Origin of the sequence: Dysgonomonas mossii DSM 22836 (assembly GCF_000213575.1) — a bacterium.
GTDB classification, from domain to species: domain Bacteria; phylum Bacteroidota; class Bacteroidia; order Bacteroidales; family Dysgonomonadaceae; genus Dysgonomonas; species Dysgonomonas mossii.
The window spans coordinates 657,569-672,490 of the sequence record NZ_GL892004.1 but is presented as its reverse complement, the minus strand read 5'-3'; the positions used below and the strand labels follow the sequence as shown (position 1 = coordinate 672,490).

Genomic DNA, 14,922 nt, shown 5'->3' with positions numbered 1-14,922 from the left:
AGCAAAAACAAGTAAAGTATTACTTGTTTTTGCTTTTCTCTGCGGAAGCGGGGGGATTCGAACCCCCGGTACAGTTACCCGTACGTCAGTTTAGCAAACTGGTGGTTTCAGCCACTCACCCACACTTCCTGAAACCACAATCGGCTTTTCGCTAATTGCGATGCAAATATAGTTGTTTGTTTTGATTATACAAACAGTTTCCTGACTTAAATAGCATTTTCTTTGATCAAATACTCTGCTATCTGAACTGCATTTAATGCTGCGCCTTTCTTGATCTGATCGGCTACTACCCAGAACGTCAAACCATTCTTATTCGCTATATCTTGGCGTATACGTCCAACATATACAGGGTCTTGTCCTGCAACAAACAATGGCATCGGATATTCTTTTTGTGCGGGATTGTCTTGCAACACAATTCCTTCAGCTTTCGAGAATGCCTCACGAGCTTCTTCCGGCGACACAGGTCTCTCTGTCTCTACCCAGATAGCCTCAGAATGAGAACGAAGTACAGGAACACGGATACATGTTGCACTCACTTCTATATCAGAGTGCATAATCTTACGCGTTTCGTTGTACATCTTCAACTCTTCTTTTGTATACCCGTTATCTGTAAACACGTCAATGTGAGGAATCACGTTATACGCAAGCTGGTAAGCAAACTTCTCTACAGCCACATCATTGTTGAATGCAATTTGCTTAAATTGATTGATCAACTCTTCCATAGCCGCTGCTCCTGCTCCTGATGCTGCCTGATAAGTTGCTACATGTGCTCTTTTGATATGAGATATTTTTTCTATCACATTCATTGCCACTACCATCTGTATAGTTGAGCAGTTCGGATTTGCGATTATCCCTTTAGGACGGACTTTTCCATCCTCTCCATTTACTTCGGGTACAACAAGAGGCACATCCTTATCCATACGGAAAGCACTTGAGTTGTCTATCATGATTGCACCATGCTTAGTAATGGTTTCAGCATATTCGATAGAAACACTTCCTCCTGCCGATGTAAAAGCGATATCTATATCTTTAAAATCGTCATTGTGCTTCAGCTCCTTCACCGTATACTGTTTATCACGAAACGTATAGACATTGCCTGCGCTTCTGGCAGAACCGAATAATACTAATTCCTTTATCGGGAAATTTCGTTCGTCAAGAACTCTTAAAAACTCCTGACCTACAGCACCACTTGTGCCAACAATAGCGATTCTCATTTTTTTATTGGTATAGAGTAAATTATTTAATATAAAACAGGTTGCAAATATAACGATTTACTATCAATTATGTATTCTTTGTGGTTTTTTGTTACTCTAAGTAAATTTCAAATTAAACAAAAGAACTATCGGGCTTGTATCTCTTGATTTCTTGCCTGTATTTCCATTTGCGGTATACTCACTTGCAATTGTTCCACTTCCTTTTCGAGGCTATAAATATCAGAAGACATTCTGCGCTTTTCATCCTGAGATGCGGCACTATAATCTGCACGCAGTTTTTCCAACTTTTCGGATAGTCCTTTTCGTTCCGATTTCATCTCTACTACCTTCGAATATGTACTCTGAGCTGTTCTATTTTTGAAATCCGACATTTTATAATACGTCTTGCTATCATTAATAACGAACTCAAAATCATGAGTCACCTCCACTTTCGCAACAGCTTCTTGGCGAGCCAACGCAATCAGATTTTTGTAATTATTATTTTTTTGCCATGTACTCTTTATCGAAGATATTTTAGCTCTGCCTGCCAGATAGCTTTCATCCTCACTCTGTACAGTTTTCACCACTTTATTCGGAATAAATGTATATATGCAAACCTTCCCTTTAGGCATATATCTATCGGAGGCAAACCAGCCAACTCCCTTTTCTTCGTCCACAGCCATCATATAATCATTAAACAACGAATTGAATGGCATATTCAACCGTTCAGGAGCAAGATAGATGTCTGTATTCATATTGTAGCGAGAAACAAACAAATCATAGCCACCGAGTGTCTCCTCATCTTTTGCCGCAAAATAGATTGTCACTCCATCTGCCATTACGTACGGATAGTTTATATCACCGGAAAGGCCAAAATTGTTTGCCGAAAGTTTCTTTTCATTACCGAAGTCATCGAATAGCTTTTCTTTAGAGTAAAGACTGAACACATTGTCTTTATCGGGCTTGGCATAATACATTTTAGTCCCTTTTTCATTCGTATATACCGTTGCATCTATATGCTTTGCTGATGTAAAAATCTTGTCAAAGGGTTCTAGTTTTCCCGAACTGATACTTAGTTTATAAGCTGAAAGAAACTTCGCCTTATCTACAATTACACTATCTATTATCTGTATATCTTCTGTGTTGGATACCATACGCCGAAGACGTGACATCACTTTTCTCTTCTCGTCTAATTTTGCTCTCGATGCTTCATCTTTCTTTTTAAGGCCGGCTTCGTATTTGTTGAAAGATTCTTCCGATTGTGTAAACTTATATTCTTGCCCATATAATTGCCCCAGATACAAAAAAGATTCTTGTATTCTTTTTTTAGAAGCAACAATGAGGCATTCTTCGGCTTTATTGAGATCTCCTCCCGTTTCCAGCAGGCAAACCCCATACCATTGATTTAGATTGGCGTCCTCCGGCTTAGCGTTATATTCTTCTTCAAAAATGGGTAAAGCCTTTGCATATTCTCCTTGAAGATATAATTCTTTTGCATCGGAAAGAGTTTGTGAAAATGCCACAGGAACACAAGCAAACGTAATAAATAGCCAGATAAATATAGATTTCATGCCGTTCTATTCTAATTAATTATAGGTTTCAAATTTACATGAAAATATTCAAACTATCAATCTGTAAGCGAGGAATGACTTCGCCGAAAGAAATATAGCGTAAAATTTTCAAGGCTTATACTCTTTTTTATACCTTTGCCTTTACTAAAAATGAAGATTATGGATTTTAGTTTGCAGTCTATTTTACCTATTTTAATTATTGCTCTCACAGTTATAACCAGCATAAAAGGCTTTGGTGATATGGCCTTTTTTGAACGCTACAAGTTTAATGTAGGGGCTATTTTGGGCAATTCAAAACAATGGGACAGGCTGTTAACATCTGCTACGCTTCATGGAGATTATATGCATCTGTTGTTTAACATGATGACATTGTATTTCTTCTCCGATATTATTACCTACTCTTTCGGAGTATGGATATACCTGGCTATTTACTTTTTGTCTATCATTGGCGGAGGGTTGCTTTCTCTCTTCATCCATCGAAAAGAATACTACTACAGTGCCATCGGTGCTTCAGGAGGGGTGGTAGGTATATTATTTGCTGCTATTGCTGTATATCCGACAATGCCTCTTCGCTTTTTCTTTATTCCGATAGACATTCCGGGATGGATTTTCGGGCTTGGGTATCTGGCTTTTTCTATCTATGGCATGCTGAAAAAGGTGGGTAATATAGGACACGACGCACACATGGGCGGTGCTATTGTAGGAATCGTTGTGGCAGTCATTTACACTCCTGCAAAACTACTTAGTATGAATGCGGTCTATTTGGGTATAATGGTTTTGCCGCTGATCGTTTTAGCTTATCTTATTTGGAAGAAGAAATAAAATAAGTACTTTTGATTAAACATTGAATTCTAATAAATAGCAAGAAATATTAAACCTTCTTTCACATAACGAGTCTCAATAAAAAACCAAACTAAGGATAACAGAAGAATAGATAAACTACGAAAATAATAAACCAGCCATATTTGAACATCAAAGTAACTTTGTTGTTATAAATCTAAATAATATAATCCTAAAATATAAGATGATGAGCAGTGATAAAGATCTGATACAGTATGACGAAGATGATGCTGTAAAGTATATACAGAACTATCTTCCGCAAGAAGTGAAAGGAAAATACTCGAGTGACGAAATCAACTATATTATTGATATCGTTTACGAATTCTATGAAGAAAAAGGCTATATGGACGAAGATGCCGATGAGAACGTAATTGTAGACATCGATGAAGATGAAATTGTATCTTATGTATTGAAGAATACGAAAAAAGACAAAATAAATAACTTCTCAGCCGAAGATATCTCTTTTATTATACAGGGCGAGATAGCTTATTGTGAATCACTAGGGATATTCGAATAAAACGAAGATAATCACACAAATTTTAATTATTAAAAGAATAAATTTATGAGACATTTTTCATTCTTAGCAGCTATTGTTTTGAGCTGCGCATTACTATTATCTAGCTGTGGAGCGAGCAATACTGTAAAAGGTGGAGGTATTGGCGCAGGCGCAGGTGGTGCATTGGGCGCAGGTATTGGTGCTATTATAGGCGGCGGTAAAGGTGCTGCATGGGGTGCAGGTATAGGTGCTGTAGTTGGTGGTTCGGCCGGTGCTATCATTGGCAACAAGATGGACAAACAAAAGAAAGAATTGGAACAGATCAACGGAGCCCAGGTGGAATCTATCAACGATGGACAAGCTATCAAAGTTACATTTGAATCCGGAATTTTATTTGCAACAAATTCAAGCACATTAAGTTCTGCCTCACAAAGCGCACTAAGCAACTTCGCTGCTTCATTAAATAACAATCCTGATACCGATGTTCAAATATACGGACATACAGATAACACAGGTTCTGACGCTATAAACAACCCTTTATCTGAAAAACGTGCACAAGCTGTTTATAATTTCCTTCAAACGAAAGGAGTTTCAGGAAGTCGTATGGTATCTCAAGGATTTGGATCAACACAACCTGTTGCCGACAACAGTTCTGTTGCAGGAAGAGCTCAAAACCGTCGTGTAGAAGTTTACATCCTTCCTAACGAAAAGATGCTAAAAGACGCTCAACAAGGTAAATAATCTTACACATAGAGTTTAGCTCGGTAAGCTTAACAAAAAATGAAAGGGGAGAGAAACATTATGTTTCTCTCCCCTTTCTAACTATATAAAAGAATAATTAATTATTCTACGGCATCAAAATCTACTACAGTCTTTCTGGTTGCAGCAATCCTGTCAAAATCTTCCTTTGTACCAACAACTAGTTTTTCAAATTCACGTTGTCCTGTACCGGCAGGTAGTAAGTGACCACAGATTACATTCTCCTTCAATCCTTCCAGTCTGTCTACCTTAGCGTTTATAGCTGCATCGTTCAGTACTTTTGTAGTTTCCTGGAACGAAGCGGCAGACATAAAGCTTTGAGTCTGGAGAGCAGCACGGGTAATACCTTGAAGTATCTGGTTAGCTGTTGCAGGAATTGCATCACGCACTTCTACCGGACGAAGGTCTCTACGTTTCAGCATAGAGTTTTCGTCTCTCAGCTTACGTGCAGTAACAATCTGTCCCGGTTCGAATGTTGAAGAATCTCCGGCGTCAACAATAACTTTCTTACCCCAGATTCTGTCATTCTCTTCCATTACTTCGTATTTATCGATAACCTGCTGTTCTAGGAAACGAGTATCTCCCGGATCGATAACTTCTACCTTGCGCATCATCTGACGAACAATCACCTCGAAGTGCTTATCGTTGATCTTCACACCCTGTAGACGGTATACGTCCTGTACTTCGTTTACAATATATTCCTGAACGGCTGTAGGTCCCATAATAGCCAATATATCAGAAGGAGTTGTAGCTCCGTCAGACAGTGGCATACCGGCTCTCACAAAGTCATTTTCTTGAACAAGAATTTGTTTGGATAGAGGCACCAGATATTTCTTAACTTCATCAAGTTTAGAAGTTACTATAATTTCTCTATTACCACGTTTGATCTTACCAAATGAAACCTCACCATCGATTTCCGACACTACTGCAGGATTAGATGGGTTACGTGCTTCGAACAACTCAGTTACACGAGGAAGACCTCCGGTGATATCACCAGCCTTACCTACTGCACGAGGTATCTTAACAAGTACATCTCCGGCTTTGATTGCATCATTATCATCTTTCACAAGGTGAGCTCCTAATGGTAAACTATAAGTTTTGATAGTTCTACCCTGCTCATCCAATACATGAGCTTCAGGAGCTTTAGTCTTATCGCGAGATTCGATAATGATCTTTTCTTTCAGACCGGTTTGTTCATCCGATTCAACTTTAAACGTAACACCTTCTATTACATTCTCGAACTTGATACGTCCTGTAGCTTCAGATATAATAACGGCATTAAATGGATCCCAATCACAGATCAGATCATCTTTTTTCACCTTAGCCCCATCCTTAAAGTACAATTTAGAACCATAAGGAATATTATGAGTAAGGAGTACGATTTTAGTGTTAGGATCAACCAGACGAAGCTCTACCAATCGGCTAACTACAATCTGAGTTTTCTTGCCTGATTCATCAAGAATATCTACTGTACGAAGATCATCTATTTCTAATATACCATCGTATTTAGCAACAACGCTACTTTCGGTAGCAATATTAGATGCGATACCCCCAACGTGGAATGTACGTAGTGTCAACTGTGTTCCGGGCTCACCGATAGACTGTGCGGCAATAACACCTACAGCCTCACCACGCTGAACCATACGGCCTGTCGCAAGGTTACGTCCATAGCACTTACCACAAACACCCTTCTTCGATTCGCAAGTAAGAACCGAACGGATCTCTACGCTCTCGATAGGAGAATTCTGTATAATAGTAGCTGCATCTTCTTTGATTTCCTCTCCCGATTTAACAATAATTTCTCCTGTCATCGGATGTTGGATATCATGAACAGATACACGACCTAAGATACGTTCATACAAAGAAGCAACTACTTCTTCATTGTTTTTAAGCTCTGAACAAACAAGACCACGCAATGTACCACAGTCTTCTTCGTTGATGATCACATCTTGTGATACGTCAACAAGACGACGAGTCAAATATCCGGCATCGGCAGTCTTCAAAGCCGTATCGGCAAGACCCTTACGCGCACCGTGGGTAGAGATAAAATACTCTAACACCGACAATCCTTCTTTAAAGTTCGACAAGATCGGGTTCTCAATAATCTGAGCTCCTTCTGCCCCACTCTTTTGAGGTTTCGCCATCAATCCACGCATACCTGACAACTGACGAATCTGCTCTTTCGATCCACGGGCTCCTGAATCCAACATCATATACACGGCGTTGAATCCCTGATCGTCTTCCGAAAGCTGTTTCATCAAGATGTTAGACAGTCTTGAGTTAACGTGTGTCCATATATCAATAATCTGGTTGTAACGTTCGTTGTAGGTAATGAATCCCATGTTATAGTTATTCAATATCTGCTCTACTTCGTCATAACCTTGTTGTACCAGTGTCTCTTTTTCTTCAGGAATGATTACATCTTCGAGGTTGAAAGACAAACCTCCACGGAATGCCATTGTATAACCTAAATCTTTAATGTCGTCAAGGAACTGTGCTGTTTTTGCAACCCCACAGGCTTTGATGACATTACCGATGATGTCACGTAATGATTTCTTAGAAAGCACTTCATTGATGAATCCTACTTCTACAGGTGTCTTCTCATTAACAAGAACACGTCCTACAGTAGTTTCACGCATCAATTTCTTTATTTCACCATTTTCGTCAAGGTCATCAACATATACTTTTATCAAAGCATGTATATCAACCCTACCTTCATTGTATGCAATAATGGCTTCCTCAGGTCCATAGAATATAAGACCTTCGCCAAGAGCACCCTTACGGATTTTTGTGATATAATATAGTCCAAGAACCATGTCCTGAGAAGGCACGGTAATAGGAGCTCCATTTGCAGGGTTCAGAATGTTGTGAGATGCAAGCATCAACATCTGTGCCTCAAGGATAGCTTCATTTCCTAATGGTAAGTGAACAGCCATCTGGTCACCGTCGAAGTCGGCATTGAACGCCGTACATGCTAACGGGTGCAACTGGATTGCTTTACCACCAATCATCTTAGGCTGGAATGCCTGAATACCAAGACGGTGAAGAGTAGGGGCACGGTTAAGCATAACCGGATGTCCTTTCATCACATGTTCCAAGATATCCCATACAACAGGCTCTTTACGATCTACGATCTTCTTAGCCGATTTTACTGTCTTAACGATACCACGTTCGATCAGCTTACGTATAATAAATGGTTTGTACAGCTCAGCTGCCATATCCTGAGGGATACCACATTCGTGCATCTTCAATTCGGGCCCAACGACAATTACCGAACGAGCTGAATAGTCGACACGCTTACCCAACAAGTTTTGACGGAAACGACCTTGTTTACCTTTCAAACTGTCGGATAGTGATTTCAATGGACGATTGGCATCTGTTTTAACTGCACTTGATTTACGTGAGTTGTCAAACAATGAATCGACAGCTTCCTGAAGCATACGTTTTTCGTTACGTAAGATAACTTCGGGAGCTTTGATATCAATAAGTCTTTTCAGACGATTGTTACGTATAATCACACGACGATACAAGTCATTCAGGTCGGATGTAGCAAAACGACCTCCATCTAGTGGAACCAACGGACGAAGCTCTGGCGGAATTACCGGAACAATTTTTACAATCATCCACTCCGGTTTATTCTTACCTTTCGATCCACGGAACGCTTCAACAACCTGAAGTTGTTTCAATGCCTCGTTCTTACGTTGTTGAGATGTATCTGTGCTTGCCTTATGGCGTAGAGTATTAGCTAATGAATCGAGGTTGATACGAGACAAAAGGTCGTAAACAGCCTCAGCCCCCATTTTAGCAATAAACTTGTTCGGATCGGTATCGTCCAACAGTTGATTTTCTTTTGGAAGCTTATCCAGAATATTCAAATATTCTTCTTCTGTAAGAAGGTCTTTATCTGCTATTCCTTCTTCTACTGCCGCACCAGACTGAATCACAACATAACGTTCGTAGTAGATGATAGAATCCAGTTTCTTGGTAGGTATACCTAAAAGATAACCCATTTTGTTTGGCAGCGAACGGAAATACCAGATATGAGCCACAGGAACAACAAGGTGGATATGTCCTGTACGTTCGCGACGAACTTTCTTCTCTGTAACTTCAACACCGCATCGGTCACAAACGATACCCTTATAACGGATTCTTTTGTATTTACCGCAATGACATTCGTAATCCTTTACAGGTCCGAATATACGTTCGCAGAAAAGCCCGTCACGTTCAGGTTTGTAAGTACGATAGTTGATTGTTTCAGGTTTCAAAACTTCACCGCTTGATGCTTCCAGAATTTCTTCAGGAGATGCAAGGCTCACAGTTATTTTTGAAAAGCTACTCTTTACTTTATTTTCTTTTCTAAAAGCCATATACTTTTTTCTTTTAAAAGCTGTAGCTATTAGCCATTAGCCGATAGCTGTTTGTTAGAGTATTTAGAATCCGTCGGCTATCAGCTCTGTTAAAGCCAAAAGCCAACGGATAATATGATATTAATCGAGAGAGACACTCAATCCCAAACCACGCATTTCGTGAAGAAGTACGTTTAATGATTCAGGGATACCCGGCTGCGGCATAGGTTCACCTTTTACAATCGCTTCATAAGCTTTTGAACGCCCTATAACGTCATCCGATTTGATTGTCAGAATTTCTCTAAGAATGTGAGCTGCACCGAATGCTTCCAGTGCCCAAACCTCCATTTCTCCGAAACGCTGACCCCCAAATTGAGCCTTACCTCCAAGAGGCTGTTGGGTAATAAGTGAGTATGGTCCGATAGAACGGGCATGCATCTTATCTTCAACCATGTGACCGAGTTTAAGCATATAAATTATACCTACGGTAGCATGTTGGTCAAATTGAATACCTGTTCCTCCATCAATAAGACGGACTTTACCATAACGTGGTACTCCAGCTTTATCTGTCCATTCGTTCAAATCGTCAAGGCTAGCACCATCAAATATTGGTGTAGCAAACTTAACGCCCAGCTCTTTACCAGCCCAACCCAATACAGTTTCGAAGATCTGACCAAGGTTCATACGTGAAGGCACCCCTAACGGATTCAACACGATATCAACCGGAGTTCCATCCGGTAAGAATGGCATATCTTCCTGACGAACGATACGCGACACGATACCTTTGTTACCATGACGACCCGCCATCTTATCTCCAACCTGTATCTTACGTTTCTTAGCCACATAAACTTTAGCTATCTGAACTATTCCCGAAGGTAGTTCATCACCTATAGTGAGGTCGAAACGCTTACGTTTAAGCTCAGCATCAAGCTCTTTATATTTATGTAGGTAGTTTACGATAACATCTCTGATAAGCGCATTTTTGTGCTCATCCGATGTCCAGTTACTTACCTGTATTGATTCGTAATCGATACCATCCAAAGCACTCTTCGTAAACTTAGAGCCTTTACCGATAATATCAACATTCAAATAATCTTTAACACCCTGTGATGGTTTGCCTTCGGTCAATACCAATAGCTTATCTACTAGTATTCCTTTCAGTTTTGCCATCTTTTCTTCATATTCTTCATCTAGTTTAGGAAGCAAAGCTTTGCTCGAAAGTTTTGTCTTACCCTTTTTAGATGCTTTAGAGAACAAGTTTGTTGATACAACAACACCTTTCAATGAAGGAGATGCTTTCAAAGATGCATCTTTCACATCACCGGCTTTGTCTCCAAAGATTGCACGAAGCAGCTTTTCTTCAGGAGAAGGATCAGATTCTCCCTTAGGAGTAATCTTACCGATAAGGATATCTCCCGGACTAACCCGAGCTCCTACACGGATAATACCTCTCTCATCCAGGTCTTTAGTAGCATCTTCGCTTACGTTCGGAATATCGGATGTCAATTCTTCAACACCACGTTTTGTATCACGAACCTCAAGTGCAAACTCTTCTACATGGACAGATGTAAAAATATCTTCGCGAACAACACGTTCGTTCAGTACAATCGCATCCTCAAAGTTATACCCTTTCCAAGGCATGAAGGCAACCTTCAGATTCTTACCGATAGCCAATTCACCTTTTTCAGTTGAATAACCTTCTGTTAGTATCTGATTCAACACAACTCTGTCGCCTTTTCTACAGATAGGACGAAGGTCGATTGTTGTATTTTGGTTTGTCTTACGGAACTTAGGAATAGAATATGTTTTAATCGCATCGTCAAAAGCCACAAAGTCTTCGTCTGCTGTACGATCATATTTAATCTTAATCGTATCGGCATCTACAAAGACAACTTCACCTGCACCCTCTGCAACAATCTGAGTACGAGAGTCACGAATCAGCTGACCTTCAATACCGGTTCCTACGATAGGAGACTCGGTACGCATCAAAGGAACAGCCTGACGCATCATGTTCGATCCCATCAGCGCACGGTTGGCATCATCATGCTCCAAGAATGGAATCAACGATGCTGCGATAGAAGCAATCTGAGTCGGTGATACGTCCATCAATTCTACTTCTGATGGTTCGATTACAGGATAGTCTGCATCTTGACGAGCTTTTATACGCATATCGATAAATGATCCGTCATCATTCAACGGAGCATTACCTTGAGCGATAAGCCTGTCTTCCTCCTCTTCGGCTGCAAGATATACGATACCTTCAGAGGATAAGTCTACTTTACTATCTGTAACCTTACGGTATGGTGTTTCGATAAAACCAAGGTCGTTGATCTTTGCATAAACACAAAGAGAAGATATCAAACCAATGTTTGGACCTTCAGGTGTTTCGATCGGACAAAGACGACCATAGTGAGTATAGTGAACGTCACGCACCTCAAAACCGGCTCTTTCGCGAGAAAGACCACCTGGTCCAAGGGCAGACATACGACGCTTGTGAGTAATTTCAGCCAATGGATTCGTTTGATCCATGAACTGAGACAACGCATTTGTTCCGAAGAATGTATTTACGACAGAAGAAATTGTTTTAGCATTGATCAAATCAATCGGCGTAAACACTTCATTATCGCGAACGTTCATTCTTTCACGGATGATACGTGCCATACGGTTAAGACCAACTCCAAACTGATTGAAAAGCTGTTCTCCTACGGTACGTACACGACGGTTGCTCAAGTGGTCGATATCGTCAACGATGGCTTTTGAGTTGATCAACTCGATAAGATATTTGATAATCTCAATAATATCTTCCTTCGTTAAAACACGGATATCTGTACTAGTAGAAAGGCCCAGTTTCTTATTCAGCCTGTAACGTCCTACTTCTCCCAAATCGTAACGTTTTTCGGAAAAGAAAAGATTATTAATAACCTCACGAGCACTTGCATCATCAGCAGGCTCTGCACTACGCAATTGTCTGTAGATATGACGAACAGCGTCTATTTCCGAGTTACTTGGGTCTTTTTGTAATGTATTGTATATAATTGCAAAGTCAGAAATATTCTGAGACTCTTTGTGCAATAATATAGAAGACACACTCGAATCAAGTATTAAATCCAGATGATCTTTTTCCAGAATAGTTTCACGTTCAAGAATAACTTCGTTACGTTCGATAGATGTTACCTCACCGGTATCCTCATCCACGAAGTCTTCCATCCAGGTTCTAAGAATTCTGGCAGCAAGTTTACGGCCTGCTATTTTTTTTATATTTTGTTTATTAACTTTCACTTCTTCTGCCAGATCGAATATTTCGAGGATATTTCTATCACTCTCAAAACCGATAGCACGAAGGAGCGTAGTTACAGGTAATTTCTTTTTACGGTCAATATATGCATACATGACATTATTGATGTCTGTAGCAAATTCAATCCATGAACCTTTGAAAGGAATGATACGCGCTGAATACAACTTCGTACCATTAGCATGCATTGTTTGTCCGAAAAATACGCCCGGCGAACGGTGTAACTGCGAAACAACAACACGCTCGGCACCATTGATAACGAATGTACCTTTTTCGGTCATGTATGGTATCAACCCCAAATAAACATCCTGAATAACCGTGTCAAAGTCTTCATGATCGGGGTCGGTACAATAAAGTTTAAGTTTTGCTTTTAGAGGAACACTATACGTCAATCCCCTGTCGATACACTCTTCGATTGTGTAACGCGGCGGATCGATAAAGTAGTCCAAAAATTCTAATACAAAATTGTTTCGTGTATCAGCTATAGGAAAGTTTTCTGCAAAAACTTTGTATAGACCTTCTTTCTTCCTCTTTTCGGGAGGAGTATCAAGTTGTAAAAAGTCGCGGAATGACTTTAGCTGCACTTCAAGAAAATCCGGATAAGGTAGCGGATTTTTGATTGAAGCGAAATTGACTCTTTGATTTGTATTTATTGAAGACATGGAATATCCAGTTTTGATGAACTTATTATTTTTGACGTAAAAAGGTTAAGAACCTTCACAACGAAGGTTCCTAACCAAAGTATCCTTTGACAGGACTGTTTTTACTTAAGTTCAACTTCAGCTCCTGATTCTTCTAATTGTTTTTTCAATGCTTCTGCTTCATCTTTAGTTACTCCTTTTTTAAGTTCACCAGGAGCAGCATCAACTAGATCTTTAGCTTCTTTCAAACCAAGTCCTGTTAGTTCTTTAACAGCTTTAACAACTTGCAATTTGTTTGCACCTGCTGATTTCAAGATTACATCGAAAGATGTTTTTTCTTCTACAGCTTCTGCAGCTGGACCTGCAGCCGGACCTGCAACTGCAACAGCAGCAGCGGCTGGTTCAATACCGTATTCAGTTTTTAGAATTTCAGCTAATTCGCTAACTTCTTTCACTGTCAAATTTACTAGTTGTTCTGCAATAGCTTTGATATCTGCCATTTTTGTATAAATTAAAATTGTTATTATTCTTTTTTAAATGAATTATCGTTTCGATAATGTTTCTAATACACCATGAATGGTATTACCTCCCGATTGAAGGGCTGAGATAACATTCTTGGCTGGAGATTGAAGCAACATGATAACATCGCCGATAAGTTCGTTCTTGCTCTTGATGTTTTCTAATGCGCTCAAATTTTCCGCACCTATGTAGAAGCTTTCTTGTACATAAGCAGCCTTAAGCGAAGGAATTCCTTCTTTCTTGTACTTAGCGATCAGTTTAGCCGGTGCATTAGCTGAATTGGAAAACATCACTGCAGTATTTCCTTTCAAAACTGAATGTAGTTCCGAATAGTCACCTTCAAGTGTATCCAATGCTTTCTGCAACAGGGTATTCTTTACGACCATTAATTTAATCTCTTGCTTTGCGCACTCTCTTCTCAATTCGCTAGTTTTAGTCGAATTAAGAGTAGCGATATCAGTAAGATAGAAATTGTCGTAACCTTTGATTGTTGCCGCTATAGTTTCTATGATAGTACTTTTATCTTCCTTTCTCATAATGTTTCAGTCAATTTTGATTAATTTTCTACTGATTTAGGGTCTATTTTTACACCCGGACTCATAGTACTTGAAAGACAAACACTTTTCACATAAGTTCCTTTAGCTGCAGTCGGTTTCAGTTTGATAAGCGTAGAAATAAATTCTCTTGCATTATCTCTGATCTGATCTGAAGTAAAAGATACTTTACCTATAGAAGCATGAACGATACCTGCTTTATCAACTTTAAAGTCGATTTTACCTGATTTCACTTCAGTTACAGCTTTAGCAACGTCCACAGTCACAGTTCCGCTCTTAGGGTTAGGCATCAGACCACGAGGTCCAAGTACACGCCCCAAAGCTCCAACTTTACCCATGATAGCAGGCTGAGTGATGATAACATCAATATCAGTCCAACCACCTTTTATCTTTTCGATATATTCATCCAAACCTACATAGTCTGCACCAGCTTCTTTAGCTGCAGCTTCTGCATCCGGAGAACATAATACCAAAACTCTTACTTGTTTTCCTGTTCCATGAGGAAGAGATACTACACCTCTCACCATCTGGTTAGCTTTACGTGGGTCTACACCTAAGCGTACATCCAAATCGACAGATGAGTCGAATTTTGTAGTTGTTATCTCTTTTACAAGAGCTGATGCTTCAGTCAGTGTATATAATTTCCCTGCTTCAATTTTGCTGAAAGCTAACTTCTGATTTTTTGTAAGTTTACCCATTATCAATTGAAGT

The 14,922-nt window shown here is 39.7% G+C and carries 10 protein-coding genes and 1 tRNA gene; 3 read left to right on the top strand and 8 right to left on the bottom strand.

What is annotated here, in order from left to right; all coding sequences use genetic code 11:
* Positions 1–42 precede the first annotated feature (42 nt).
* The 3 genes from HMPREF9456_RS02890 to HMPREF9456_RS02880 all read right to left on the bottom strand — a co-directional run bounded on the left by HMPREF9456_RS02890 (position 43) and on the right by HMPREF9456_RS02880 (position 2,764).
* Positions 43–129 (bottom strand) — tRNA-Ser (locus tag HMPREF9456_RS02890).
* Positions 130–206: 77 nt separating this feature from the next.
* On the bottom strand, positions 207–1,214 hold the full coding sequence (locus tag HMPREF9456_RS02885) for an aspartate-semialdehyde dehydrogenase (RefSeq protein ID WP_006841954.1): 1,008 nt from the start codon (positions 1,212–1,214) through the stop codon (positions 207–209).
* Positions 1,215–1,339: 125 nt separating this feature from the next.
* A complete protein-coding gene (locus HMPREF9456_RS02880; RefSeq protein WP_006841953.1) occupies positions 1,340–2,764 on the bottom strand; it encodes a tetratricopeptide repeat protein in 1,425 nt (474 codons plus the stop codon).
* A gap of 159 nt (positions 2,765–2,923) precedes the next feature.
* On the opposite strand from HMPREF9456_RS02880, the gene HMPREF9456_RS02875 reads away from it, so the two are divergent.
* The 3 genes from HMPREF9456_RS02875 to HMPREF9456_RS02865 all read left to right on the top strand — a co-directional run bounded on the left by HMPREF9456_RS02875 (position 2,924) and on the right by HMPREF9456_RS02865 (position 4,841).
* Complete coding sequence (locus HMPREF9456_RS02875) at positions 2,924–3,586, top strand: rhomboid family intramembrane serine protease (RefSeq protein WP_006841952.1); 663 nt, start codon at positions 2,924–2,926, stop codon at positions 3,584–3,586.
* A gap of 205 nt (positions 3,587–3,791) precedes the next feature.
* The gene (locus HMPREF9456_RS02870) at positions 3,792–4,121 is read left to right on the top strand and encodes a hypothetical protein (RefSeq protein WP_006841951.1); all 330 of its coding nucleotides are present in this window, start codon (positions 3,792–3,794) and stop codon (positions 4,119–4,121) included.
* A gap of 45 nt (positions 4,122–4,166) precedes the next feature.
* Positions 4,167–4,841: a YiaD family glycine zipper/OmpA-like lipoprotein gene (locus HMPREF9456_RS02865; protein ID WP_006841950.1), complete on the top strand. Its 675-nt coding sequence runs from the start codon at positions 4,167–4,169 to the stop codon at positions 4,839–4,841.
* A gap of 101 nt (positions 4,842–4,942) precedes the next feature.
* Here the strand turns inward: HMPREF9456_RS02865 and rpoC are convergent, their stop codons facing one another.
* The 5 genes from rpoC to rplA all read right to left on the bottom strand — a co-directional run bounded on the left by rpoC (position 4,943) and on the right by rplA (position 14,909).
* Positions 4,943–9,226, bottom strand: coding sequence for a DNA-directed RNA polymerase subunit beta' (gene rpoC / locus HMPREF9456_RS02860; protein WP_006841949.1), 4,284 nt, complete (start codon positions 9,224–9,226; stop codon positions 4,943–4,945).
* Positions 9,227–9,346: 120 nt separating this feature from the next.
* Entirely contained in the window at positions 9,347–13,159 is a 3,813-nt protein-coding gene (gene rpoB / locus HMPREF9456_RS02855) for a DNA-directed RNA polymerase subunit beta (protein WP_006841948.1), read from the bottom strand.
* Positions 13,160–13,260: 101 nt separating this feature from the next.
* Entirely contained in the window at positions 13,261–13,638 is a 378-nt protein-coding gene (gene rplL / locus HMPREF9456_RS02850; protein WP_006841947.1) for a 50S ribosomal protein L7/L12, read from the bottom strand.
* Positions 13,639–13,680: 42 nt separating this feature from the next.
* Positions 13,681–14,193, bottom strand: a complete 513-nt coding sequence (rplJ, locus tag HMPREF9456_RS02845) for a 50S ribosomal protein L10 (protein ID WP_006841946.1) — start codon at positions 14,191–14,193, stop codon at positions 13,681–13,683.
* Positions 14,194–14,213: 20 nt separating this feature from the next.
* Positions 14,214–14,909: a 50S ribosomal protein L1 gene (gene rplA / locus HMPREF9456_RS02840; RefSeq protein ID WP_006841945.1), complete on the bottom strand. Its 696-nt coding sequence runs from the start codon at positions 14,907–14,909 to the stop codon at positions 14,214–14,216.
* Between the last annotated feature and the right edge of the window lie 13 nt (positions 14,910–14,922).

Bases quoted from the DNA above. Each gene is read 5' to 3' on its own strand.
- HMPREF9456_RS02885 (WP_006841954.1), bottom strand. From the start codon at position 1,214: ATGAGAATCGCTATTGTTGGCACAAGTGGTGCTGTAGGTCAGGAGTTT.
- HMPREF9456_RS02880 (WP_006841953.1), bottom strand. From the start codon at position 2,764: ATGAAATCTATATTTATCTGGCTATTTATTACGTTTGCTTGTGTTCCT.
- HMPREF9456_RS02875 (WP_006841952.1), top strand. From the start codon at position 2,924: ATGGATTTTAGTTTGCAGTCTATTTTACCTATTTTAATTATTGCTCTC.
- HMPREF9456_RS02870 (WP_006841951.1), top strand. From the start codon at position 3,792: ATGAGCAGTGATAAAGATCTGATACAGTATGACGAAGATGATGCTGTA.
- HMPREF9456_RS02865 (WP_006841950.1), top strand. From the start codon at position 4,167: ATGAGACATTTTTCATTCTTAGCAGCTATTGTTTTGAGCTGCGCATTA.
- rpoC (WP_006841949.1), bottom strand. From the start codon at position 9,226: ATGGCTTTTAGAAAAGAAAATAAAGTAAAGAGTAGCTTTTCAAAAATA.
- rpoB (WP_006841948.1), bottom strand. From the start codon at position 13,159: ATGTCTTCAATAAATACAAATCAAAGAGTCAATTTCGCTTCAATCAAA.
- rplL (WP_006841947.1), bottom strand. From the start codon at position 13,638: ATGGCAGATATCAAAGCTATTGCAGAACAACTAGTAAATTTGACAGTG.
- rplJ (WP_006841946.1), bottom strand. From the start codon at position 14,193: ATGAGAAAGGAAGATAAAAGTACTATCATAGAAACTATAGCGGCAACA.
- rplA (WP_006841945.1), bottom strand. From the start codon at position 14,909: ATGGGTAAACTTACAAAAAATCAGAAGTTAGCTTTCAGCAAAATTGAA.